Origin of the sequence: Micromonospora sp. RTP1Z1 (assembly GCF_033804685.1) — a bacterium.
Classification (GTDB): domain Bacteria; phylum Actinomycetota; class Actinomycetes; order Mycobacteriales; family Micromonosporaceae; genus Micromonospora.
In genome coordinates this window covers 29693-53874 of the sequence record NZ_JAPFQV010000034.1, presented here as the reverse complement: position 1 = coordinate 53874, position 24182 = coordinate 29693, and the positions used below count along the sequence as shown (strand labels likewise).

Sequence of the window (24182 nt, the reverse complement as noted above, 5' to 3'; positions counted from 1 at the left end):
TTGCCCCGACGCCAGGGGGAATGCATGCCCCACTGCCCGTCAGCAGGATTCCGGTGCGCCGCACCGGGAGGGGGGAATCATGCGAGGGCTTGTGTCACATCGCGCCCTGTCGGCCGTGCTGAGCGTGCTCGCGCTGGTCGGGGCGTTCGTCCTGATGACCGTCACGCCGGCCCGGGCCGGGGAGAACACCTTCGTCGAGGTCACACCGAACCCCGCGCAGGCCGGCACCCGGGTGAACATCCGGGCCAGCTGCGACAACGCCAACAACCGGCAGGCCGAGGTGAACTCGGACGCGTTCGGTCGGGTGATGCTGCGCCCGAACAACGGCTTCCTGACCGGCGCGGTCACCATCCCGGGCAACAAGCAGCCCGGTGACTTTCCGGTCGACCTGCGCTGCTCCAACGGCAACACCGCGTCGACCATCCTCACCGTGCTGAACATGGCCCAGCCGAGCAAGGGCCCGGCGACCGGCGGCGGTGGCACCGCGACCGGCCGGGGCGCAGGTTCGCTGCTGCTGGTCGGTGGGCTGGTCACGGTGGCGGTGGTGGCCGGTGTCAGCGCCCGTCGCAGGGCCGGCTCCCGCGGCTGACGAGGTGCGGCCATGGCCCGCTCACGTGACCGGGACGACCGGGCGACACCGGACCGGAACATAGCGGCACGAGGCCGGATCACCGGAACCGCACAAGGCCGGATGGCCGGGACGGCACCAGGCCGGACGGCGGGGACGGCCCGAGGCCGGATCACTGGGATGGCACGAGGCCGCAAGGTCGGGGCCGGACCTGACCGGAACAACCGGGCGACCCGGCTCGGGGACGACCAGACCACGCCGGGTCGGGCGCGGCGGCGGCCGTCCGCCGGCCGGAAGCGGGAGCACACTCGGGCCGGAAGCCGCCTCGCGGCGGGGGCCCGGTTGCTCTCCCGGGCCTCACGCCGGTTCGCCCGGGCCACCGGGCACGCCTTCTCGGCCAGCGTCACCACGGCCGACCCGCAGGCCCGTCCGGTGCCCGCCGCGGCGGCCCACCGCGCGGCGGGCCGGTGGCAGTCCCTCGGGCAGCGGGGGCCGGGCGTCCCGGTGCTGGTGATCGCGGCGCTGATGGTGCTGATCGTGGCGATGCTCGGCGTGGAACGGGTCACCGGGATCAGCGTGCTGCCGGACCGGCTCAGCGCCGGCCTGCGCCCGCCGCCGAAGAAGTTCCCGGTGCTGCCGGGGAGCCCGCCCACGGACATCACGATCGGCAAGATCGACCTGCGGGCGCCGGTGCACCGGGTCGGCATCGCCCCCGACGGCAGCATCGCCGTGCCGGACGTCCGCCAGTCCGGCGAGGCCGGCTGGTACGACCAGGGGCCGACCCCCGGACAGTACGGACCGGCGGTGATCGTGGGGCACGTCGACACCACCACCGGACCGGCGGTCTTCCACGACCTGAAGAGCCTGGACGACGGCGACCGGGTCGAGGTGACCCGGGCGGACCGGTCGGTGGCCGTCTTCGAGGTCACCTCGGTGCAGCGGTACGGCAAGGACCGACTGCCGGCGGACGAGATCTTCGGCGACTTCAGCCGGCCCAACCTGCGCCTGATCACCTGCGGTGGCCGGTGGGTGGGCGGCGAGACCGGGTACGCCGACAACCTGGTGGTCTACGCGTCCCTGGTCAAGGCGCGCGGCCCGTGACCGGGCCTCAGGCCGCCGCCTCGGACTCGCGCAGGTCGAGCCAGTCCGCCCAGCGCGGGTCGGGCGCCCGGTGGCCGAGCACCCGCCAGGCCGTGCCCTTCGGGGCCGCGGGCAGGCTGTGCAGCCGCCAGCCCAGCTCGGCCGGGGTCTTGTCGCCCTTGGTGTGGTTGCAGCGGGCGCAGGCGGCGACGACGTTCTCCCAGGCGTGCCGGCCGCCCCGGCTGCGCGGGAAGACGTGGTCGATGGTCTCCGCCGGCCCCCGGCAGTAGGCGCAGCGCCAGCCGTCCCGGGCGAAGATCGCCCGGCGGGAGAGCCCGACGTGGGTGCGGTAGGGCACCCGCACGAAGCGGGTCAGCCGAACCACCGAAGGCACCGGCAGCGCGTTGCGGGCGCTGTGCAGAACGCCGTCGCCGTCGGCGACGCAGACGGCCTTGGCCGAGAGCACGAGGATCGCGGCTCGACGCACCGATACGACACACAGCGGCTCGTAGGTGGCGTTGAGGACCAACGCGCCGGAGCCCGCCGTGGGTCGTATGTCAGGCATCGTGCTCACCCTCCCGGTCCAGCTGCTCCCGCCGCTGTCGCACCGGCGCCCGCCCCGCGGGCAGCGGGGAGCCGCACCGGCGCCGGCCGGATCACCGACGTCCGTTGCGCCAATCGTCCCTGATCGGACCCCGGATTGCACGCACTAATCCGGGGTACCCCTTGGAACCTTCCGTGGCCCGCGCCGACATGACCGGTTCCGCCCGGGTTGATCGCCGCGGGCGACGGCCGCCCGCCCGGTGGTCACCGTCCGGAGGGTCGGCAGCGGCCGTCCAGGAGCGTTGCGGTACGAAGACAGGGTGAGTGCCAGCCTGATGTTCCTCGCCCTGAGCGCCGTGGGCCCGAGCCCCACGCCGTCCGTCGACTGCCGGACGGACCCCTGGTGCAAGAACGTCTACGACCTGACCGGCTCGGCCTGGTTCGCGGAGGGCAGCTACTGGATCCTGCTGAAGCCGCTGCGGGTCATCCTGATTCTGCTGCTCGCCATCGTCGCCCGCTGGGCGATGCACCGGACGATCGACCGGCTGGTGCGGACCACCACCCAGGGCGCGGTGCCCACCATGCTGCGGCCACTGCGGGAGCGGATCCCGAGCGCCACGCTCGAGCCGGAACAGTTCGTGCCGGAGCGGCGGCGGCAGCGGGCCGAGGCGATCGGCTCGGTGCTGCGCAGTCTGGTCACCGCGTTCATCTTCGGCATCGCGCTGCTGATGGTGCTGAAGGAGTTCAGCTTCGACCTGGCGCCCCTGCTGGCCAGCGCCGGCATCGCCGGCGTGGCGCTCGGCTTCGGCGCGCAGAGCCTGGTCAAGGACCTGATCGCCGGCCTGTTCATGCTGATCGAGGACCAGTACGGCGTCGGCGACAACGTCGACCTGGGCGAGGCGAGCGGGGTGGTGGAGTCGGTCGGCCTGCGGGTCACCACCGTGCGGGACGGGCGGGGCGTGCTCTGGTACATCCGCAACGGCGAGATCGTCCGGGTCGGAAACAAGAGCCAGGGCTGGGCGCTGGTCGTGGTCGACCTGCCGATCGGCTTCGCCGGCACGGAGCAGGCGACCGCGGTGCTGCGGACGGCGGCGGCCTCGCTGGCGATGGACCCGGAGCTGGCGACGCAGATCGTCGAGGAGCCCGAGGTGCTCGGCGTCGAGCAGATGACGGTGGACGGCGCGGTCATCCGCACCGTGGTCAAGACGACCGCCGACGGGCAGTTCGCGGTCGCCCGGGAACTGCGCCGCCGGCTCGCCGAGGCGCTGGAGAACTCCGGCATCACCGCCCGGATCGCCGCCCGGCTCTACCCGGGCGTCCCGGCCCCGGCGCCCGGCCGGGGCGAGACCGGCACGGGTGGCGCGACCTGAGCCTGATCGGGCCCCTCCGGGCGATACGGACGATCCGGGGGTCGCGGACCGCGCAGCCCCTCGGGTATCGTCCGTTCGTTCAGTCGGAGATGCGACGATCAATCCGTTCGCCCTAGCCAGTTGTCAGACGATCGGGCAGAATCCGGTGCAACACGCCCCCTTGGGGGCGTGCTCGTGTCCTCGCTGATCCGTAGATCTGACGACGGTTCCCGGGCAGGTCATCACGAGTGGCCGACCTTGGGGAACGATGGAGGCGACGGTGTCCGACGAGCGACCCGCCCGGGAGGGCCCTGCCACCTTCCGTGAAGTGTTCGCCCAGGTCGAATACCGCACGATCTTCACGGCCAGCGCGCTTTCCTGGATCGGCGACTACATCGCCAAGGCCGCGGTGACCGTCCTGGTGTACCGGGAGACCGAGTCGGTGGCGCTCTCCGCCGCCGCCTTCGCGGTCAGCTACCTGCCCTGGCTGGTCGGCGGTCCGCTGCTCGCCACCCTCGCCGAACGGCACCGCTACCGGCAGGTCATGGTGACCTGCGACCTGGTTCGGATGGCGCTGATGGTGCTGGTGGCCATTCCCGGCAACCCGCCGTGGCTGATCCTCGCCCTGCTCTTCGGCACCACGCTGGCCAACCCACCGAGCCAGGCCGCCCGGTCCGCGCTCATGCCGCTGATCCTCACCGGCGACCGAGTGGTGGTGGGCCTCTCGATCAACGCCAGCACCGGCCAGGCCGCCCAGGTCCTCGGCTACCTGATCGGCGCGGGGATCGCCACGGTCAACCCGACCGCCGCGCTGCTGATCAACGCGGCGACCTTCGGCGCCTCGGCCGTCCTGGTCCGGTTCGGCATCAAGGACCGGCCGCCCGCGATGACCGCCGCGCACCGCAGCCACCTGCTGCGGGAGACCGCCCAGGGCTTCCAGATCGTCTTCGGCCAGCCGGTGCTGCGGGCCATCGCCGTGCTGGTGTTCAGCGCGATGCTCTTCTCCATCGTGCCGGAGGGTCTCGCCGCGGCCTGGGCCGCCGACCGGGCCGGGGGCGACCTCGACACGGGCGTCGCACAGGCCGTCATCATGGCGGCCAACCCGGTCGGCTTCATCCTCGGCGGCCTGCTGGTCGGCCGGGCGTTCTCGCCCGTCCGCCGGCTCACGCTGATGCGACCGCTGGCGGTCCTCGCCCCGGCGGCGCTGGTCCCTGCGCTGCTCGACCCGCCGCCGGCGGTGGTGGCGGTCCTCGCCGCCGCCTGCGGTTTCGCCGTCGCCGGTCTCCTGCCGGTGGCCAACGGCCTTTTCGTGCAGGCCCTGCCCGACGGCTACCGCGCCCGGGCGTTCGGCGTGATGGCCAGCGGAATCCAGATCATCCAGGGCGTCGCGGTGCTGACCACCGGGTTGCTCGCCGAGCGGTTCCCCATCCCCCTGGTGGTGGGCACATGGAGCGCCGCGGGGGTGGTGCTGATGGTCGCGGCGGCGCTGGCCTGGCCGAGCCGGGAGGCGGTGGACGCCGCCGTCGAGGCGGCCGGCCGGGCTGGAGCCACCGGGATGGTCCCGCACACGCGGCGGCCGACCACGCCGGCCCAGGGGGCCGGGACGGTCGACGACCGGCCGGGCGAGCGGGGTCGACGCAGTCACGCGGTGACCTGAGCCACCCGCCCGCCGGGCGACGGGCCCGGCAGTGCCGCCGCGGCACCTGGCAGGATGGAACGGTGACTTCCGCAGGCGAATCCGACCGGCCCGGCACCTCGATGACCCTCTTCGAGGCGGTCGGCGGCGAACCCACCTTCCGCAGGTTGGTGGGCGAGTTCTACGCCGGCGTCGCGACCGACCCTTTGCTGCGGCCGATGTACCCGGAGGAGGACCTCGGCCCCGCCGCCGACCGGTTCACCCTCTTCCTGATGCAGTACTGGGGCGGCCCGAACACCTACTCGGCGCAGCGCGGCCACCCGCGGCTGCGGATGCGGCACGCGCCCTTCCGGATCGGCGCGGCGGAGCGGGACGCCTGGCTGCACCACATGCGGCGCGCCGTCGACCGGCTCGACCTGCCGCCGGAGCTCGCGGGCGCGCTCTGGGACTACCTGGAGCGGGCCGCGTACTTCATGGTCAACATGCCGGAGGACCCGGCCGACAGGGCCTGACGGCGCGCGACCCCCCGGCGCCGTCAGAGCAGGGCGCCCTCGTCGTGCAGCCAGTCCACGAAGGTGGTGGCGACCGCCGCGCCGCAGTCGAGCATCTCGACCAGCAGCGCGTCGTGGGTCCCGGCGCCGAGCGGCACCTGCAACTCGGCGTAGATCGGCAGCTGGCCGCGCTCGGTCGGGTCGCCGATGTACGCCTTGCAGAACCGTCGGGTGTGGTTCCACTCGTTGACCACCCGGTAGGCCCGGTCCGCCCAGTCCGGCGGCACCGTCGCGTGTGGACGGGCCCGCATCACCAGGATCTCGTCCTCCGGCCCCTCGAGGGTGACCAGCACCGCGTGCCGCTCCCACATGGCCAGCAGGTTGCCGCCGCCGTCGGCCAGGTAACGCACGTCGAGCAGGTCGAGCGCGTCGCAGACCCGGCGAAGGGTGACCGGGGCGATGGTGGCCGGCATCTCCGCGATCACCGGCCGTTCGGCGGCCGGCGCGTCGTCCCCCGGCTGACGGGGGGCCGGTGGTCCGACCCGGACGGTGTCATCCACTGTGATCCCGCTTCGAGTTTCCGGATCGCCGCCACCGACGGGATCTGGGCGCCATGACCACCACGGCATCGCTCGCGCACCTCACTCCCCAGCGGATCCAGTCGCCTACGGTGCGTTGGATCCGAGGATGGACGGTACCCGGACAGCCGGGTTGAAGCATCCCCCCAACGGCTGCCCCAGCCCGGAAGAATGAACCCGGGTCATCCGTTCGGCTGACCGCCCGCAGGACTCAGGGTGAGCCCGGCAACCTTCCGCGACCACGCGGCTCCGTACGGTCCGACCAGGCCGACCCAACGGCCTGCGAGGCGTACCTGCACGTCGCCGGGGCCGAGGAAGCCCATCCGGACCAGCCCCTGCACCAACCGCTGCGGCACCTCCACCGGGGTGTCCGGCGAGTCGTCGGGCGTGACCACCACCGCGACGTGGTCGAGCAGGGCGTCCCGCAGTGCCCGCTGCCCGACCGCGCGCCCACCCACGCCCTGGGTGGACGCCTCGCGCAGCGCACCTGCCGCCGCCGTGGCGATCCGGCGCAGCTCCTCGGCCGGCAGCGTTTCCACGGCCCGGCTCGCGGCCGGCGGCAGCGGCCATCGCCACTGGTCGTCCCGTCGGCGAGGTAGCGCCCCGCCGGCGGCCTCCAGCTCGGCCAGCAGCTCGGCCGCCGCGACGGTGACGTCACCGGGGGCGACCCCGGCGACCGTGCGAACCACGAGCACGCCCCAGGGCAGCCGGGCCCAGAGGGCGGTACGGCCCGCGCCGGGCACCGGGCGGAGCCGGACCACGGTGGCCGGGTCCAGCCGGACCAGCCGGGCCAGGAAGGCGCCCGCGTCGGCCACCCCCCGCAACCCGTGGCCCCCGGTCTCCACCGCCCCGGTCATCCGGCGTCCGCCGCCGGGGCGTACCGGAGCAGGAAGGCACGCTCCTCCGGGCTGATCCGCCGGGGTCGCTGCGCGGCCAGGTCGAACGGGACGAGCACCGAGCGGGCGCGGCTGGCCAGCACGTCGCCGTCGTACAGCTCGTAGGCGACGGTGAACGAGGCGGCCCGGATCTCCTCGACCCACAGCTCGATCCGGACGCTCGGGGCCGCCTCCGCGCTGGCCCGGCCGAGCGCGTAGTCGACCGGGCGCAGGTAGTCGACCTCGTGCCGACGGATGACCACCCCGTCGGCCAGCGAGCCCACTCCCCACGCCCGGCCGCCGGCGAACATCAACGCCACCCGCGCCTCCTCGTACAGGGTGAGGAAGCGCGAGTTGTTGACGTGGCCGTACGCGTCCAGGTCGGACCAGCGCAGCGCGCAGTGGTAGACGAACCGGTCAGTCACGGGTCAGCTTGCGGTAGGTCACCCGGTGCGGACGGGCGGCCTCGGCGCCGAGCCGGTCGATCTTGTTCTTCTCGTACGCGTCGAAGTTGCCCTCGAACCAGAACCACTTCGCCGGGTTCTGGTCGTCGCCCTCCCAGGCCAGGATGTGCGTGGCGACCCGGTCCAGGAACATCCGGTCGTGGGAGATGACCACGGCGCAGCCGGGGAACTCCAGCAGCGCGTTCTCCAGGCTGGAGAGGGTCTCCACGTCCAGGTCGTTCGTCGGCTCGTCGAGCAGGATCGCGTTGCCGCCGATCTTCAGCGTCAGCGCCAGGTTGAGCCGGTTGCGCTCGCCACCGGAGAGCACCTTGGTCGGCTTCTGCTGGTCCGGCCCCTTGAAGCCGAACGCCGCGATGTACGCCCGGGACGGCATCTCGACCTTGCCGACCATCAGGTAGTCGAGCCCGTCGGAGACGACCTCCCACACGGTCTTGTCCCCGGCGAGGCCCTGCCGGTTCTGGTCGACGTACGACAGGGAGACGGTCTCGCCGACCCGGACCTGGCCGTCGGTCGGCTGCTCCAGCCCGACGATGGTCTTGAACAGGGTGGTCTTGCCGACGCCGTTCGGGCCGATGATGCCGACGATGCCGTTGCGCGGCAGCGAGAAGCTGAGGTTGTCGATCAGCACCCGGTCGCCGAAGCCCTTGGCCAGGTTGTGCGCCTCGATGACCGTGCTGCCCAGGCGCGGGCCCGGCGGGATCTGGATCTCCTCGAAGTCCAGCTTCCGGGTCTTCTCCGCCTCGGTGGCCATCTCGTCGTACCGGTCGAGCCGGGCCTTCGACTTGGTCTGGCGGGCCTTGGCGTTGGAGCGGACCCACTCCAGCTCCTCGGTGAGCCGCTTCTTCATCTTGGCGTCGCGGCGACCCTCGACGGCCAGCCGGGCGGCCTTCTTCTCCAGGTAGGTGGAGTAGTTGCCCTCGTACGGGTAGGCCCGGCCACGGTCCAGCTCGAGGATCCAGTTGGCCACGTTGTCGAGGAAGTACCGGTCGTGGGTGATCGCCATCACCGTGCCGGCGTACTTGGCCAGGTGCTGCTCCAGCCAGGAGACGCTCTCCGCGTCCAGGTGGTTGGTGGGCTCGTCGAGCAGCAGCAGGTCGGGCGCCTCCAGCAGCAGCTTGCAGAGCGCGACCCGGCGGCGCTCACCACCGGAGAGCTGGGTGACGTCGGCGTCCGGCGGCGGGCAGCGCAGCGCGTCCATGGCCAGTTCGAGCTTGGAGTCGATGTCCCAGGCGTCGAGGTGGTCCAGCTCCTCCTGGAGCTTGCCCATCTCCTCCATCAGCTCGTCCGAGTAGTCGGTGGCCATCTGCTCGGCGATGTTGTTGAACCGCTCCAGCTTGGCCTTGGTCTCGGCGACCGCCTCCTCGACGTTGCCGAGGACGGTCTTGGCGTCGTTGAGCGCGGGCTCCTGGGCGAGCATGCCGACCGTGTAGCCGGGCATGAGCCGGGCCTCGCCGTTGCTCGGCCGGTCCCACCCTGCCATGATCTTGAGGAGGCTGGACTTACCGGCGCCGTTCGGACCGACCACACCGATCTTGGCCCCCGGCAGGAAGTTCAGCGTCACGTTGTCGAGCACGACCTTGTCGCCGTGCGCCTTGCGCGCCTTTTCCAGGACGTAGATGAACTGGGCCACGGTGCGGGCTACCTCCGTAGGTTGCGATCGCGGGTCTGGGCGGCGCGGGCGCGGGCGGCGACTTCCGCCCGCCGCTGCCGACCGGGGGCCGGCCGCGCGCACGCCATCGTCAATCCTGACAGGTACGGCCCGCTTCGCCCACATCACCCCGCCCGGGCGTACGGTGTCCCCGCCCACCGTCCCTGCTGTCGACAAGATCACTGACCCGGTTGAGCTCACGTGGGACGGGTAGGGAACTCCGGCACGGGGCATCAGACGCCGCAGCTACGCTCAGTACGCTCATCGCGGTGGACCCGTCAGCACCCGGAGGTGGCCGATCGTGACCGTCCGTAGCTCCTTTGTCGTAGTGGCGAACCGACTGCCGGTCGACGAGGTGAGCACACCCGAGGGACGGCAGTGGCGACGCAGCCCGGGTGGGCTGGTCACCGCCCTGCACCCCGTCCTCGCCGAACAGCAGGGCACCTGGGTGGGCTGGGCCGGCGGCACCGGCGCCGCCCCCGAGCCGTTCGACCTGGAGGGGATCCGGCTGCATCCGGTGCCGCTGAGCGCGGAGGAGCTGGAGCGTTACTACGAGGGCCAGTCCAACGCGACGATCTGGCCGCTCTACCACGACGCGGTGGAGACCCCCGCCTACAAGCGCCGGTGGCGCGAGGCGTACCGGCTGGTCAACGCCCGGTTCGCGGAGGCGGCGGCGGACGTCGCGGCCGAGGGCGCGACGGTCTGGGTGCAGGACTACCAGCTGCAACTGGTCCCGGCGATGCTCCGCGAGCTGCGGCCGGACCTGAAGATCGGCTTCTTCCTGCACATCCCGTTCCCGCCGATCGAGCTGTTCATGCAGATGCCGTTCCGGACCGAGATCCTGCGCGGCCTGCTCGGCGCCGACCTGGTCGGCTTCCAGCAGCGGCTGGCCGCGCAGAACTTCGTCCGGCTGGCCCGGCACCTGCTCGGCCTGCGCTACGAGGGGCAGATGATCCAGGTCGACGGTCGGGAGGTGAAGGCCGGCGCCTTCCCGATCTCCATCGACACCAGGGAGATGGAGCGGCTGGCCGAGGACCCGGCGATCCAGGCCCGGGCCAAGCAGATCCGGGAGGAGCTGGGCAACCCGAAGACGATCATCCTGGGCGTCGACCGGCTCGACTACACCAAGGGCATCGAACTCCGGCTGAAGGCCTTCCGCGAACTCCTCGCTGACGGAAAGTTGACAGTTCCGGACGCGGTCATGGTGCAGGTCGCCACCCCGAGCCGGGAGCGCGTGGAGCACTACCAGGCACTTCGCGTCAAGGTCGAGCGCGAAGTTGGTCGGATTAATGGCGAATTCGGACGGGTCGGCGTGCCGGCGGTGCATTATCTGCATCAGTCGTACAGTCGCTCCGAACTGGCCGCGATGTACGTCGCGGCAGACGTGATGATGGTGACCCCGCTGCGAGACGGAATGAACCTGGTGGCCAAGGAGTACGTCGCATCGCGCGCCGACCAGGGCGGCGCGCTCGTGCTCAGTGAGTTCGCCGGCGCCGCGACCGAGCTGCGCCAGGCCTTCCTGTGCAACCCGCACGACCCCGACGCGGTCAAGGACGCGCTGCTGCGCGCCGTGCACGTCGAGAAACCCGAGGCCCGCCGCCGGATCCGGGTGATGCAACGCCACCTGCGCACCCACGACGTGGGGCACTGGGCAAAATCCTTCCTGACCGAACTCGGCGTGCCCGATACGGAGGCCGCGTGAACGCGCCCGCACCCGCCACCCCGCACGGCGGTGTGATGGACCCCGAGCTGCGCGCCGCCATCGGCCGCATCGCCCGGATCCCCCAGCTCCTGGTCGCCTGCGACTACGACGGCACCCTCGCGCCGATCGTCGAGGACCCGAGCAAGGCGGTGCCGCTGCCCGAGTCGGTGGCCGCGGTCCGCGCCCTCGCCGCGCTGCCGCAGACCAGCGTCGCGGTGGTCTCCGGGCGGGCCCTGCGCGACCTGGCCGCGCTCTCCCGGCTGCCCAGCGAGGTCCACCTGGTCGGCAGCCACGGCTCCGAGTTCGACATCGGCTTCGTCGAGCGGCTCTCCCCCGAACTGATCGCGGTCCGCACCCGGCTGCGCAACGAGCTGCGCGAGATCGCCGCGGCCCACCCCGGGGTACGCCTCGAACGCAAGCCGGCCAGCGTCGCCGTGCACACCCGCGGGGTGGACCCGCAGGTCGCCGCCGTCGTCATCGAGGCGGTCCGGAGCGGCCCGGCCACCTGGGAGGACGTCACCGTCACCCAGGGCAAGGAGGTCATCGAGCTGTCGGTGGTGGCCACCCACAAGGGCACCGCGGTCGACCAGCTCCGCACCCAGCTCGCGGCGAGCGCCGTGCTCTTCATCGGCGACGACGTCACCGACGAGAATGCCTTCGGCAACCTGCACGGGCCGGACGTCGGCATCAAGATCGGCCCGGGTGAGACCCGGGCCGACTACCGGGTGGCCGAGCCGATCGAAGCCGCCCGGGCGCTGGGCCTGCTGCTGGAGACCCGGCGGCACTGGCTCTTCGGCGAGCGGGCGGTCCCGATCGAGCGGCACTCGATGCTGGCCAACGGCCGGACGGTCGCGCTGCTGACCCCCGAGGCCAAGGTCACCTGGCTGTGCCACCCCAAGCCGGACTCCGCGGCGATCTTCGCCGACCTGGTCGGCGGCAGCCCGGCCGGGCACTTCAGCGTCGCCCCGGAGCGCGGTGGCATCCCGCTCGGGCAGCGCTATCGCAACGGCACCATGACGGTGGAGACCCGCTGGTCCGGGCTGACGGTCACCGACTGGCTGGACCTGCCGGCGAAGGAGACCACCCCGGACGGCCCGGCCATCGTCACCGGCGACTCCACGCTGGTCCGGGTGCTCACCGGGTCCGGCCGGGCCCGGGTGGAGTTCGCCCCCCGGCCCGAGTTCGGCCAGGTGGCCGTGCAGCTGCAACCGCTCGACGACGGGCTGCTGGTGCTCGGCTCCAACGAGCCGGTGGCGCTGCACTCCCCCGGCGTCAGCTGGGACGTCACCAACGACGGCGGGTACGAGACCGCCCGGGCGTTGGTCGACCTCTCCGCCGCCGGCGGTCAGGTGGTGCTGGAGCTGCGCTTCGGCACGCAGAGCCTGGAACCCCACCTGGTGCCGGTCCACGAGCGGCAGGCCGCGGCCGAGCAGCCCTGGAAGGACTGGGTGGCTGGGCTGCGGCTGCCCACCACCGCCCGGGACCTGGTCGCCCGCAGCGCGCTCACCCTGCGGGGGCTCTGCCACGAGGCGTCCGGCTCGATCCTGGCGGCGGCGACCACGTCGCTGCCCGAGGAGCTGGGTGGGGTCCGCAACTGGGACTATCGCTACTGCTGGCTGCGGGACGCGGCGATGACCGCCCGCGCGCTGGTGGACCTGGGCTCAATCGAGGAGGCCGAGGCGCTGCTGCGCTGGGTCGACGGCTGCATCGAGCGCACCGGCGGGCACCCCGAGCGGCTGCACCCTCTCTACACGGTCGACGGGTACGAACTGGGCGCCGAGGCGGTCATCGACACCCTGCCCGGGTACGCCGGCTCCCGGCCGGTCCGGGTCGGCAACCTCGCCAACCACCAGCTCCAGCTCGACGTCTTCGGCCCGATCGCCGACCTGATCGCCGCGGTGGCCGATGCGCGTGGCTCGGTCCGCGACGACGAGTGGCGAGTGCTGGAGAACATGGTCGAGGCGGTCCGCCGCCGCTGGCACGAGCCCGACCACGGCATCTGGGAGGCCCGCCTCCCCCCGCGGCACCACATCTTCTCCAAGGTCATGTGCTGGATGACCGTCGACCGGGCGCTGCACGTGGTGCGGCAGCACGGCCACGAGGACCGGCCGGAGTGGGTGGAGCTGCGCGACCGGATCGGCGCGAACGTGCTGGAGTACGGCTGGCACGACGAGGCCGAGGCGTACAGCGTCGCGTACGGGCACGACGAGATGGACGCCTCGTCGCTCTGGATCGGCATCTCCGGGCTGCTCCCCGGCGACGACCCGCGCTTCCTGTCGACCGTGCTCAAGATCGAGGCGGACCTGCGCAGCGGGCCGGTCGTCTACCGGTACCACTGGGACGACGGCCTGCCCGGCCGGGAGGGCGGCTTCCACATCTGCACGGCGTGGCTGATCGAGGCGTACCTGCGCACCGGTCGGCGCACCGACGCCGAGGAGCTGTTCACCCTGATGGTCGACACGGCCGGGCCGACCGGACTGCTCCCCGAGCAGTACGACCCGCTCGCCGAGCGCGGCCTGGGCAACCACCCGCAGGCGTACAGCCACCTCGGCCTGATCCGCTGCGCCCTGCTGCTGGACAACATGCTCAAGCAGTAACTGAAGGGTGACGACGGCGGCGGCGGACCTCGGTCCGCCGCCGTCGTGCTACCCGTCCCGGTCCGACGGGCCACGGCGGCCACCAGCACCGCCTTTGCTCTGCTGCAGCGGAGGCCACAGTGAGGGCTGCCCGGTGTTGCGTGGGCTGCAGCAGAGCAAAGGGCGTGAGCCGACTGGTCCGGGGGCGGGCGGCGGATCAGTAGGATGTCAGGGCGTCGACCACGTCGCCGACGACCACCACGGCCGGCGGCCGCAGCCCGGCGGCGACCACGTCCTGTGCCACCGCGCCGAGCGTCGACCGCAGCAGCCGCTGACCGCCGGTGGTCCCCTCCTGCACCACGATGGCCGGGGTGTCCGCCGGGCGGCCGTGCGCGACGAGCGTCGCGCTGATGGCGGCCAGGTTCTTCAGGCCCATCAGGACGACCAGCGTGCCGCGCAGCCCGGCCAGGGACTCCCAGCGGACCAGCGAGGCCGGCGAATCCGGCGCGACGTGGCCGGAGACCACGGTGAACTCGTGCGCCACCGCCCGGTGGGTGACCGGGACGCCGGCCACCGCCGGCACGGCGATCGCACTGGTCACCCCCGGCACGACCGTCACCGGCACGCCGGCCCCGGCGCAGGCCAGCAGCTCCTCGCCGCCGCGGCCGAACACGTACGGGTCGCCGCCCTTGAGCCGGACCACGGCGTTCCCGGCCAGGGCCCGGTCGACCAGGATGCGGTTGATCTCCTCCTGAGCCCGGGACGGGCCGTAGGGGATCTTGGAGGCGTCGACCAGCTCGACGTCGGGGCGCAGCTCGTCGAGGAGCAGCCCGGGCACGAGGCGGTCGGCGACCACCACGTTCGCCTCGGTGAGCAGCCGCCACCCCTTCACGGTGATCAGCTCCGGATCCCCCGGCCCGGCGCCCACCAGCGCCACTCGACCCGGTGCGCCCCCGCCCCGCGCCGACCCGGCCGCCGCCGGGCCCCGCCCGGCCGAGCCCGCCGTGGTCCCACCCGCGGGTGCCCGGCCGGTGCGGGCGCTGAGCAGGTCACGGACGGCGTCGCGCACAGTCATCGCGCGGCGCGGGTCGCCTCCGCCGAGCACGGCGACGGTGACCGGGCCGTGCCGGGTCACCGCCGGGGTCCACGCGGTGGCGGCGGCGCGGTCGTCGGCGCGTACGCAGAAGATCCGGCGCTCCGCGGCGGCGGAGCTGACCACCGCGGCGGCGGCCCGGTCGTCGACGGCGACCTGGACCAGCCACGCGCCGTCCAGGTCGGCCGGGACGAACCGGCGCGGCTCCCAGCGCAGCCGGCCCGCGTCGACGTGCGCCCGCAGCGCCGGGGTCAGCTCCGGCGAGACCAGCAGGACGTCCGCGCCGGCGTCGAGCAGCGCCGGCACCCGCCGGGTGGCGACCGCTCCCCCGCCCACCACGACCACCGGTCGCCCGGCGAGCCGCAGGCCGAGGGGGTACGGGTTGGCGCTCACGCCGCCTCGCTTCGCTCGCTCACTTCTCGGCCACCCCGGCCGAGTCGAAGGTGGCCACCTCGTGCAGCACCCGGACCGCGCCGGTGACGACCGGCAGCGCGAGCAGCGCGCCGGTCCCCTCGCCGAGGCGCAGCCCGAGGTCGATCAGCGGATCGAGGCCCAGGTGCCGCAACGCCGCGGTGGCCCCCGGCTCGGCGGAGCGATGCCCGGCCACCATCGCCCCGACCGCGTGCGGCGCGAACGCGGCGGCGGCGAGCGCGGCGCTGACCGCGATCACGCCGTCCAGCAGCACCGGGACCCGCCGGGCGGCGGCGCCCAGGATCAGCCCGGCCAGGGCGGCGTGCTCCAGCCCACCGACCGCGGCCAGCACGCCCAGCGGGTCGGCCGGGTCGGGCGCGTGCCGGTCGAGCGCGGCCCGCACCACGCCGACCTTCCGCCGGTACGTCTCGTCGTCCACCCCGGTCCCGCGCCCGGTCGCCTCGGCCGGGTCGACGCCGGTGAACGCGGCGATCAACGCGGCGGCCGGCGTGGTGTTGCCGATGCCCATGTCGCCGGTGAGCAGGATGCCGGCCCCGGCGTCGACCAGCTCGTCGGCGATCCGGATGCCGGTCTCCACCGCCGCCCGCGCCTCGTCCCGGGTGAGCGCGGCGCCAACCGTCATGTCCCGGGTGCCGGGCCGGACGTTCGCGGCCACCAGCCGGGGTCCGGCCGGGTCGGCGGCCTCATCCGGGTCCGCCGGCAGCGGGGTGGCCACGCCGACGTCGACCACGGTTACCGAGGCGCCGGCCTGCCGGGCGAACGCGTTGACCACCGCCCCGCCGGCCAGGAAGTTGCCGATCATCTGCGCGGTCACCTCCTGCGGCCAGGGCGTGACCCCCTGGGCGTGCACCCCGTGGTCACCGGCGAAGATCGCCACCGCGGCCGGCTCCGGCAGCGGTGGCGGGCAGTTCCCGGCCAGCCCGGCGAGGCGTACCGAGAGGGGTTCCAGGGCGCCGAGCGAGCCGGCGGGCTTGGTCAGCCGGCCCTGGAGGTCGCGGGCGGCCGCCATCGCCGCCTCGTCCAGCGGGCCGATCGCCGCGACGGTGGACTCCAACATCATGCCTCCAGGATTTCCGCAAGTATCTCGGTGAACGCGTCGGTGGTGGCCGGGTCGCGCACCGCGATCCGCAGCCAGTCCGGGCCGAGCCCCGGAAACGTGTCGCCCCGGCGAACCGCCCAGCCGCGCTCGCGCAGCCGTTCGCGGACCCGGTCGGCGCCGGGCCGGTGGATCAGCACGAAGGCGCTGGCCGGGTGGCCCACGACGCGTACGCCGGGCAGGCCGGACAGGCGGGCCACCAGGTGGTCGCGGTCGGCGGCGAGCCGCGCGGCGATGGCGCGCTCGGCCGCGACGGCGGCCGGACCCGCGCAGGCGGTGGCGGCGGCGAGCGCCGGGGTGGAGACCGCCCACAGCGGCTGGGCCGCGGCGAATCGGGCCAGCAGCCCCGCCCCGCCGAGCAGGTAGCCGATCCGCAGGCCGGCCAGGCCCCAGGTCTTGGTCAGGCTGCGCACCACGACCAGGCCGGGCAGGTCCCGGCGGGCCGCGAGGGACTCGGGCTCGCCCTCGACGCCGGGCGTGAGCGTGGTGTCGGCGAAGGCCTCGTCGACCACCAGCACCCGGCCCGGCCGGGCCAGCGCGGCCAGCGCGGCGGCCGGGTGCAGCACCGAGGTCGGATTGGTGGGGTTGCCGATCATGACCAGGTCGGCGTCGGCGGGCACCCGGGCCGGGTCGAGCCGGAAGTCGTCGGCCGGGTCGAGCAGCACCCGTTCGACGGCGTGCCCGGCGGCGCGCAGCGCTGCCTCCGGCTCGGTGAACTGCGGGTGCACCACCACCGGTCGCCGGGCGTCGCGGAGCGCCCGGGCGATCAGCACGAAGGCCTCGGCGGCGCCGGCGGTGAGGAGTACCTCTTCCGGGGGACGGCCGTGCCGGGCGGCGACGGCGGCCCGGGCGGGCGCCGGGTCGGGGTAGGCGGCGAGGTCGCCGAGGGCGGCGATCACCGGGTCGGCGAGCCAGTCGGGCATCGGGGCCCGGCGGACGTTGACGGCGAGGTCGACCAGGCCCGGGGTCGCCTCGGCGTCCCCGTGGTGCCCGAGGTCGGGTTCGGTCCCGGTGTCCGGCGGCGTTCCGATCAGCTGACCACGCATGTCCGCGATCCTGCCGGGTAGCCGCCGCGCGGGACAGCGGATCCCGGCGTGGGCCGCGTCACCACCCGTCGACCCGCTCGCCCGTTTATGAATTCTTCTCATTTCCGAATCGGAAATGTCATAGCTTGACCACGTGAGCAACCGACCCCTCGCCTCCGCTGGTCGCGCCATTCCCCTCCTCCGCGCCGGGCTGATCGCCGGCATCGTGGTCGCCGCCGCGGCGTACCCGTTGGCCGCCTTCACCGGCATCGGCGCCAAGGCCACCGCGCACGCAGTGGAGCAGAAGACGGGCATCCTGAGGACCGCGCTGCCCGCCGAGACTTCGTACCTGTACGCGCCGGACGGCAAGACCGTGCTGACGATGTTCTACGAGGAGTACCGCCAGTACACCAAGATCTCCGACATGTCCCCGAACATCCAGCAGGCGATCGTCGCCGCCGAGGACAACCGCTTCTACCAGCACCAGGGCGTCGACCCGAAGGGCGTCGCCCGTGCCTTCGTGTCCAACGCCCGCTCCGGCGGCGTCTCCCAGGGCGCCTCCACGTTGACCATGCAGTACGTCCGGATGGCCCTGCGGGACAGCGCCAAGACGCCGAAGGAGGTCCAGGAGGCCACCCAGCAGACCAGCCTGCGCAAGGTCAAGGAGATGCGGATGGCGCTGGACGTCGAGAAGGAGCTGAGCAAGGAGCAGATCCTGGAGCGCTACCTCAACTCGGCCTACTTCGGCCACCGCGCGTACGGGATCTACGCCGCCTCGCAGATCTTCTTCTCCAAGATCCCGGCCACCCTCACCCCGGCCGAGGCGGCCACCCTCGCCGGCCTGGTCAAGTCCCCCTCCGAGTACGACCCGATCACCTCGGACCAGAAGGACGCCACCGGCCGGCGCAACTACGTGCTGGACAAGATGTCCCAGCTCGGCTACCTCTCCCCGGACGCAGCCGCGGCGGCGAAGTCCCAGCAAATCCAGCTGAAGCTCACCAATCCGCCGAACGACTGCGCCTCGATCGACGAGAAGCACACCAGTTGGGGCTTCTACTGCGACTACCTGAAGAACTGGTGGAGCACGCAGCCGGCGTTCGGCGAGAACCGGCTGGAACGGATGGACAAACTGCGCCGCGGCGGATATCGGATCGTGCTGGCCCTCGACCCGAAGATCCAGGACGCGGCCGAGAAGAACGTCGGGGCCAAGGATGCCACCGGCAGCCCGTTCGCCAACGGGATCGTGGTCGCCGAGCCGGGCACCGGCCGGATCAAGGCGATGGCGGTGAACCGGAACTACTCCCTGGACCTGAGCGAGAACGGCCCCAGCTCCAATCCGGAGGCCGGCCCGAAGACCAAGGCGAACTACCCGAACACGGTCGCCCCGCTCCTCGGCGGCGGCACCCTCCCGGGCTACCAGGCCGGATCGACGTTCAAGATGTTCCCGATGCTGGCCGCCCTCAACTCCGGCATGACGCTCTCCACCGCGATCGACTCGCCGTACAGATACCAGTCGGCCATCTACAACGGCTGGGCGCCGTCGAACGCCAGCGCCGCGATGACCGGGCGGCAGACCATGTGGTCCGGCTTCGGCAAGTCGGTGAACACCTACTTTGTACAGTTGGAGGAGCGGGTCGGCGCGGACAAGGCGGTCCGCCTGGCCGAGCAGCTCGGGCTGCGCTGGCGGACCGACGTGGACCGGGACCAGGCGTCCCCAGGCAAGGCGAAGAAGTGGGGCGCGTTCACCCTGGGCGTCTCCGACGCCACCCCGCTGGAGATGGCGAACGCGTACGCGGCGGTCGCCGCCGACGGCCGGTACTGCGAGGCGATCCCGGTGAACTCGATCCTGAACCGGGACGGCACGCCGGCCATCTACACCACCGCCGGCGGGGTGCAGCGGGAGGTCGCCAAGCCGCGCTGCCGGCAGGTGGTCAGCGCGGACGCGGCCCGGGCCGCCACCGACGCGGCCCGCTGCCCGACCGGCGACACCCCGGCGCGGGGCGGCTGCGGCGGCTGGTCGACCGCCGACAGCGTCCGGGGCACGGTGGGCCGCCCGGTGGCCGGCAAGACGGGTACCACGGACAGCACCCGGTCCGCGTGGTTCGTCGGATACACGCCGGAGCTGGCGGCGGCGAGCTTCATCGCCGACCCGGACAATCCGTTCAACGCGGTGGGCGACGGCCAGTCCGAGGTCCCGGTGGACGCGGTGGCGACGACCCTGCGCGACGCGCTCAAGGGTCAACCCACCCGCCAGTTCACCCCGCCGTCCGACCAGATCGTCGGCTGACCGTCCCGTCGATCACCCACCACCGGACCGCCCGGGGGTGCGCCCGGGTTAGTTGATCAAGAGGCTTGCGTCCGGATCCTGGCGATCCTCGACGCAAACCTCTTGATCGACTCGACGGGCGGGCGGTGGTGGGTGGGTGGCGGTCCGGGTCAGCGGAGGTCGGCGGCGACGAAGGACCAGACCTCGAGGTCGACCCGGGCGCCACGGACGAAGCCGGCGTTACGCAGCAGGCCCTCGTAGCTGAACCCGGCCTTCTCGGCCACCCGCCGGGACGCCACGTTCCCCGGCGCGACCCGCAATTCGACCCGCTGGAAGCCGTGCTCCAGGATCAACGCGATGGCCAGCGCGTCCACCGCCTCGGCAGCCAGCCCGTAACCGCGGGCGTGCGGGGCGATCGCATAGGAGACCTCGGTCAACGGGGCGCCCCAGTCGGTGCGGCGGGTCCACAGGCAACCCACCACCCGCTGATCCTCCCGGCGGAGCACCCCGTAGTGGTCGCCGTCGCCGCTGTCCCGGCGCTGCCGGGCCAGCTCGGTGCACCAGGACCGCCCCTCGATCTGCCCGGACGCCTCCGCCAGCGGCAGCCAGCGCTGGGTCCGCCGGTCCGCGAAGACCTCGTCGACCGCCTCGGCATCGGCCGCGGTGAGCTGCCGGACCTCGGTGCGCGGCGTCGAGACGGTCAGCGCCGGGAAGCGGCGCACGGCCACCTGCCCGATCATGCCGGGGCCTCCGCGGTCGCCGGCTCCACCGCCGCGGCGGCCACCAGCCGCACGGCGATTTCCGGGTACGCAGCCCAGTGCGGGACGAGCTGCGAGGCGTGCACGCCCCGCCAGACGAAGCCCTCCGGCGCGCCGCCGTCCCAGCTCCACGCCGGCCGCTCGCCGGACCGCGGGGTGAGCACCGCGCTGTGCTGCTTGTGCCCGACCACCACCGTGCCCGCGGCGGCCACCACGCTGTCCGTCCGGGCGGTCGCCTCCCGGTAGCCGATCACCATGCCGTCCCGGCTCGCGCCGATCGCATCGAGCACCCCGCACATCGGCAGCCCGTCCAGCTCCCGGGCCAGCCAGAGCAGGCCGGCGCCCTCGGCGATCACCGGGCGGCCGGTGCGGGCCAGCTCGGCGACGGCGATGCAGAGCCGGCGGTTGGCGGACAGCTCGTCCGCGTACGACTCGGGGAGCCCCCCACCGACGACCAGCGCGCGGGTGCCCGCGGGCAGGGCCTCGTCGCGCAGCGGGTCGAACGTGACCACCTCCGCGCCGGCGGCGCGGAGCAGCTCGGCCGTCTCCGGGTGGCTGTAGCTCCCGCCCGGGCCGCCGGCCAGCGCGACCACCGGGCGTGACCCGCCCGGCGCCTGCGCCGTCGGCTCCGGCGACCACGGGTCGACGGTCAGCGCCGGCGCCGACCGGGCCAGCACCAGCAGCCGGTCCAGGTCGACCGTGGCGGCCACCGCCTCACCCAGCCGGCGCACCGCGCGCACCGCCTCACCGTCCCGCGTGATCGCAGGCACCAGGCCGTGCCGGCGGGCGGGCAGCACCGGGGGCAGCTCGTGCCGGCGCAGCGCGCCGTAGACCGGCACCCCGATGTCGTCGAGGGCCTCGCGCAGCATCGCCTCGTGCCGGGGCGACGCCACCCGGTTGAGGATCACCCCGCCGAGCCAGAGCTGCTCGTCGTACGCCCGGAAGCCGTGCACCAGGGCGGCCACCGACTGCCCCATCGCGGCCACGTCCACCATCAGCACGACCGGGCTGCGCAGCACGGCGGCGACCGCCGCCGTGGACTCGGTCTCCGGCCGACCGTTGACCGAGTCGTAGAGCCCCATGGTGCCCTGCACCACGGCGAGCCCGGCCCCCGCGGACCCGTGCGCGAAGAGCGGGGCGATCCGCTCCGGGCCGACCAGCCGCGGGTCCAGGTTGCGTCCCGGGCGGCCGGCGGCCAGGCCCAGGTACGCCGCGTCGACCTGGTCCGGCCCGATCTTGAAGCCGGCCACGTCGAGCCCCCGGTCCGCCAGGGCGGCGAGCAGCCCGAGGGAGATGGCGCTGGTGCCGTGCCCCGAGGAGGGCGCGCTCAACAGGACGCGCGGCACGTCGGTCATCATCGACTCCTCGCAGGCGACGGGACGTACGTGGTGGGGGTGGTGCGCGACGGCCGACCGGTCGGCCCGGTCCGCCGGCGTGACCATACCCGGCCGGACCGACGGGTGCCGGCCGCCGACCGGCCGGTTCGGTGCCCGCGCAGCTCAGTGGCCCCGCTCATACGGGTAGCCTCGACGCGTGTACCGGTTCCTGCTGACCCCGCGCTGGCTGGGCGGTCTCGCGCTGACCCTGGTCGCCGCCGCGGTGATGGTGTTCCTCGGCAACTGGCAGCTGGACCGCTACCGGGGACGGACAACGATCAACGAGCGGATCGACGCGGGCGCGACCATGGCTCCCGCGCCGGTGCGCGACGCGATGCCCGCCCCGACCGGCGGCCCCGGCACCGCCGGCCCCGCCCCCGCCGACCGGCTCACCTGGACCCGGGTCACCGCCACCGGCCGGTACGACCCCGCGAACGTGGTCCTGGTCCGCGGCCGCACGGTCGACAGCTCGGTCGGCTTCGAGGTGCTCAGCCCGCTGGTGCTCACCGACGGGACCGCCGTGCTGGTGGACCGGGGCTGGATCCCGCCGGCCCCCGGCGCCGGCGCCACCGCCCAGCCGCAGGTGCCGGCCGCGCCCACCGGCGAGGTGACCGTCACCGGCCGGGTGGTGGCCAGCGAGAGCGGCGCAGGCGCGGTGGACCGGCGCGACGGCAAGCTGGAGACCCGACGGATCGGCGTCAGTCGGCTCGCCCGGGAGCTGCCCTACCCGATCCACGGCGGCTACCTGCTGCTCGACCAGCAGACCCCGGCCGCCGACCCGGCCTTCCAGGCGGTGCCGATCGGGCACACCAACAACTGGCAGAACTTCGGCTACGTGGTGCAGTGGTGGCTCTTCGCCGGCATGAGCCTCTTCGGCTACGGCTGGGTGGCCCGGCGGGAGGCGCGCCGGGCGGCCGGGCTGGACAAGCCCCGCCCGCCCGTCGACCGAGCCGCCGAACCGGCGCCCAGCGCGTCGGCCTGACCGGGGCGGACCGCGCCGGACGACCCGTCAGCCGGTGACCCGACCGGCGTGGATGGCCCGGACCGCGTCGATGGTGTCGGCCTCCGCCGCGGACTTGTCGTCCCGGTACCGCACCACCCGGGCGAACCGCAGCGCCATCCCGCCCGGGTAGCGGCTGCTGGTCTGCACCCCGTCGAACGCGATCTCGACGACCTGCTCGGGGCGGACCCGGACCACCCAGTCGCCCTTCTCCACCGCCAGACCCAGGAAGCGCTCGGTCTGCCAGCGCAGCACCTCGTCGGTGAGCCCCTTGAACGTCTTGCCGAGCATCACGAAGTCGCCGGTACGCGGATCCCGGGCGCCCAGATGCAGGTTGGAGAGCCACCCCTGCCGGCGCCCGCTCCCCCACTCCACCGCAAGCACCACCAGGTCGAGGGCGTGTCGGGGCTTGACCTTGACCCAGGCCGACCCGCGCCGGCCCGCGTCGTAGGGGGCCGCCGGGTCCTTGACCACCACCCCCTCCTGACCAGCGTCGAGCGCGGCGGCGAACGCCTCGCCGGCCTGCTCGGGCCCGTCCACCTCCATCCGGCCGACCAGCAGCGTCGGGTCCACCGCGCTGGCCAGCGCGGCCCACCGCTCACGGCCCGGCAGGTCGATCAGATCCGCGCCGTCGAGGTGCAGCAGGTCGAAGAAGTACGGCGTCAGCACGGTCTCGCCGGTGGTCTCGGCGGCGGCCAGCACGGCCGGCGCGACCGGGGTGGCACCGGTGACGCTGGGTGTGGTGCGTCGGGCGGCCCGGCTGGAGGTCTGCTGGAAGGGCAGCGGGCGGCCGGCGGCGTCCAGCCCGATCGCCTCGCCGTCGAGGACCAACTCCCGGGCGGGCAGCGCGCGCACGGCGGCGACCACCTCGGGCAGCCGGGAGGTGATCTCGTCCAGGCTGCGGGTGAAGACCGCGATGTCCTGACCGGACCGGTGCACCTGGATCCGGATGCCGTCGAGCTTGACGTCGACCACCGCCGGGGTGCCGGTCGCGGTGAGCGCCTCGTCCACCGAGGGGGCGCTCTGCGCCAGCATCGGAGCCAGCGGGCGGCCGACCTGGAGCCCGAAGCCGGCCAGCGCGGCGGCACCGCCGGAGAGCGCGGCCACCGCGACGGCCCGCAGGTCACCGGCGAGCAGCAGCGCCCGGCGTACGGCGGCCACGGGCACCTCGGCGGCCCGGGCCACCGCGTCGGCGAGCAGCCCGGCCTGGGCGCCCTGCCGCAGCTCGCCGCTGAACAGGCCGACCAGCATCCGCTGCTCGTCGGCGGTGGCCGCGGCGAAGAGCCGGCCGAGCAGCTCCCGGCGACGGGCCTGCGAGCCGGTGCCGCGGACCGCCGCGATCTCGTCGATCGCCGCGTCCACCCCGGCCACGGTCAGCGTGGGCTCGGCGGCCGGCGGTGGCAGGTCACGCAGGCTGGCCCAGCCCACCCCGGTCTGCCGCTGGCGAAGCTCGCCGGCGAGATGGCCGGAACCCGCCGGCACCTCGGCCGGGTCGAGCGCCCGGAGCGCGGCGGCGAGCAGCTCCACCTTGGCCCGCCGGCCGCTGGTGGCGCCCACCGCGGCGGAGGTGGCCGCCAGGTCGAGGAACCGCACGGATCCCATCCTGCCAGCCACCCCCGACACCGC

At 73.8% G+C, this 24182-nt stretch carries 20 protein-coding genes; 9 read left to right on the top strand and 11 right to left on the bottom strand.

All coding sequences use genetic code 11. The features are described from left to right. Positions 1-79: 79 nt before the first annotated feature. The gene (locus SLP03_RS18270; protein ID WP_319461807.1) at positions 80-589 is read left to right on the top strand and encodes a hypothetical protein; all 510 of its coding nucleotides are present in this window, start codon (positions 80-82) and stop codon (positions 587-589) included. Between the two features lie 159 nt (positions 590-748). Then, a complete protein-coding gene (locus SLP03_RS18265; protein WP_319461806.1) occupies positions 749-1669 on the top strand; it encodes a class F sortase in 921 nt (306 codons plus the stop codon). 7 nt (positions 1670-1676) lie between these two features. Here SLP03_RS18265 and SLP03_RS18260 read toward each other — a convergent pair whose 3' ends face one another. Further along, positions 1677-2213, bottom strand: a complete 537-nt coding sequence (locus SLP03_RS18260; RefSeq protein ID WP_319461805.1) for an HNH endonuclease — start codon at positions 2211-2213, stop codon at positions 1677-1679. A 313-nt stretch (positions 2214-2526) separates the two neighbouring features. On the opposite strand from SLP03_RS18260, the gene SLP03_RS18255 reads away from it, so the two are divergent. From SLP03_RS18255 to SLP03_RS18245, 3 genes are all read left to right on the top strand, one after another. Beyond that, positions 2527-3561: a mechanosensitive ion channel family protein gene (locus SLP03_RS18255; protein ID WP_319461825.1), complete on the top strand. Its 1035-nt coding sequence runs from the start codon at positions 2527-2529 to the stop codon at positions 3559-3561. Positions 3562-3808: 247 nt separating this feature from the next. After that, positions 3809-5197: an MFS transporter gene (locus SLP03_RS18250; RefSeq protein ID WP_319461804.1), complete on the top strand. Its 1389-nt coding sequence runs from the start codon at positions 3809-3811 to the stop codon at positions 5195-5197. A 101-nt stretch (positions 5198-5298) separates the two neighbouring features. Beyond that, positions 5299-5688 carry a globin gene (locus SLP03_RS18245; protein WP_319461824.1) on the top strand — a complete coding sequence of 130 codons (390 nt, stop codon included), beginning with the start codon at positions 5299-5301 and terminating at the stop codon, positions 5686-5688. Positions 5689-5711: 23 nt separating this feature from the next. Here the strand turns inward: SLP03_RS18245 and SLP03_RS18240 are convergent, their stop codons facing one another. From SLP03_RS18240 to ettA, 4 genes are all read right to left on the bottom strand, one after another. Beyond that, on the bottom strand, positions 5712-6296 hold the full coding sequence (locus tag SLP03_RS18240; RefSeq protein WP_319461803.1) for a YbjN domain-containing protein: 585 nt from the start codon (positions 6294-6296) through the stop codon (positions 5712-5714). A gap of 131 nt (positions 6297-6427) precedes the next feature. Next, a complete protein-coding gene (locus SLP03_RS18235; protein WP_319461802.1) occupies positions 6428-7102 on the bottom strand; it encodes a hypothetical protein in 675 nt (224 codons plus the stop codon). After that, positions 7099-7545: a thioesterase family protein gene (locus SLP03_RS18230; protein ID WP_319461801.1), complete on the bottom strand. Its 447-nt coding sequence runs from the start codon at positions 7543-7545 to the stop codon at positions 7099-7101. Before SLP03_RS18230 ends, SLP03_RS18235 begins: the two co-directional genes overlap by 4 nt. Continuing rightward, positions 7538-9214, bottom strand: a complete 1677-nt coding sequence (ettA, locus tag SLP03_RS18225) for an energy-dependent translational throttle protein EttA (protein ID WP_319461800.1) — start codon at positions 9212-9214, stop codon at positions 7538-7540. Before ettA ends, SLP03_RS18230 begins: the two co-directional genes overlap by 8 nt. Positions 9215-9533: 319 nt before the next feature. Here ettA and SLP03_RS18220 point away from each other — a divergent pair, with 319 nt between their 5' ends. Together SLP03_RS18220 and otsB are read left to right on the top strand one after the other, a co-directional pair. Further along, complete coding sequence (locus SLP03_RS18220; protein ID WP_319461799.1) at positions 9534-10934, top strand: trehalose-6-phosphate synthase; 1401 nt, start codon at positions 9534-9536, stop codon at positions 10932-10934. Between the two features lie 35 nt (positions 10935-10969). After that, positions 10970-13531: a trehalose-phosphatase gene (gene otsB, locus SLP03_RS18215; protein WP_319461823.1), complete on the top strand. Its 2562-nt coding sequence runs from the start codon at positions 10970-10972 to the stop codon at positions 13529-13531. A 196-nt stretch (positions 13532-13727) separates the two neighbouring features. On the opposite strand, the gene cobA is transcribed toward otsB, so the two are convergent. The 3 genes from cobA to cobC are packed head-to-tail and all read right to left on the bottom strand — an operon-like array spanning position 13728 to position 17177. Next, positions 13728-14996: a uroporphyrinogen-III C-methyltransferase gene (gene cobA, locus SLP03_RS18210; RefSeq protein WP_319461798.1), complete on the bottom strand. Its 1269-nt coding sequence runs from the start codon at positions 14994-14996 to the stop codon at positions 13728-13730. A gap of 19 nt (positions 14997-15015) precedes the next feature. After that, the gene (cobT, locus tag SLP03_RS18205; protein WP_319461822.1) at positions 15016-16092 is read right to left on the bottom strand and encodes a nicotinate-nucleotide--dimethylbenzimidazole phosphoribosyltransferase; all 1077 of its coding nucleotides are present in this window, start codon (positions 16090-16092) and stop codon (positions 15016-15018) included. Next, on the bottom strand, positions 16092-17177 hold the full coding sequence (cobC, locus tag SLP03_RS18200; protein WP_319461797.1) for an Rv2231c family pyridoxal phosphate-dependent protein CobC: 1086 nt from the start codon (positions 17175-17177) through the stop codon (positions 16092-16094). Before cobC ends, cobT begins: the two co-directional genes overlap by 1 nt. A 133-nt stretch (positions 17178-17310) precedes the next feature. On the opposite strand from cobC, the gene SLP03_RS18195 reads away from it, so the two are divergent. Further along, on the top strand, positions 17311-19443 hold the full coding sequence (locus tag SLP03_RS18195; RefSeq protein ID WP_319461796.1) for a transglycosylase domain-containing protein: 2133 nt from the start codon (positions 17311-17313) through the stop codon (positions 19441-19443). 149 nt (positions 19444-19592) lie between these two features. Here SLP03_RS18195 and SLP03_RS18190 read toward each other — a convergent pair whose 3' ends face one another. Further along, the gene (locus SLP03_RS18190; protein WP_319461795.1) at positions 19593-20162 is read right to left on the bottom strand and encodes a GNAT family protein; all 570 of its coding nucleotides are present in this window, start codon (positions 20160-20162) and stop codon (positions 19593-19595) included. Continuing rightward, the gene (locus SLP03_RS18185; RefSeq protein ID WP_319461794.1) at positions 20159-21535 is read right to left on the bottom strand and encodes a cobyrinate a,c-diamide synthase; all 1377 of its coding nucleotides are present in this window, start codon (positions 21533-21535) and stop codon (positions 20159-20161) included. The genes SLP03_RS18190 and SLP03_RS18185 overlap by 4 nt, the downstream gene beginning before the upstream one ends. A gap of 178 nt (positions 21536-21713) precedes the next feature. Here SLP03_RS18185 and SLP03_RS18180 point away from each other — a divergent pair, with 178 nt between their 5' ends. Next, positions 21714-22538 (top strand): SURF1 family protein, encoded by an 825-nt coding sequence (locus SLP03_RS18180; RefSeq protein WP_319461793.1) that lies wholly within the window; start codon positions 21714-21716, stop codon positions 22536-22538. Between the two features lie 27 nt (positions 22539-22565). Here the strand turns inward: SLP03_RS18180 and SLP03_RS18175 are convergent, their stop codons facing one another. Then, positions 22566-24158, bottom strand: a complete 1593-nt coding sequence (locus SLP03_RS18175) for an ATP-dependent DNA ligase (RefSeq protein ID WP_319461792.1) — start codon at positions 24156-24158, stop codon at positions 22566-22568. Positions 24159-24182 lie beyond the last annotated feature (24 nt).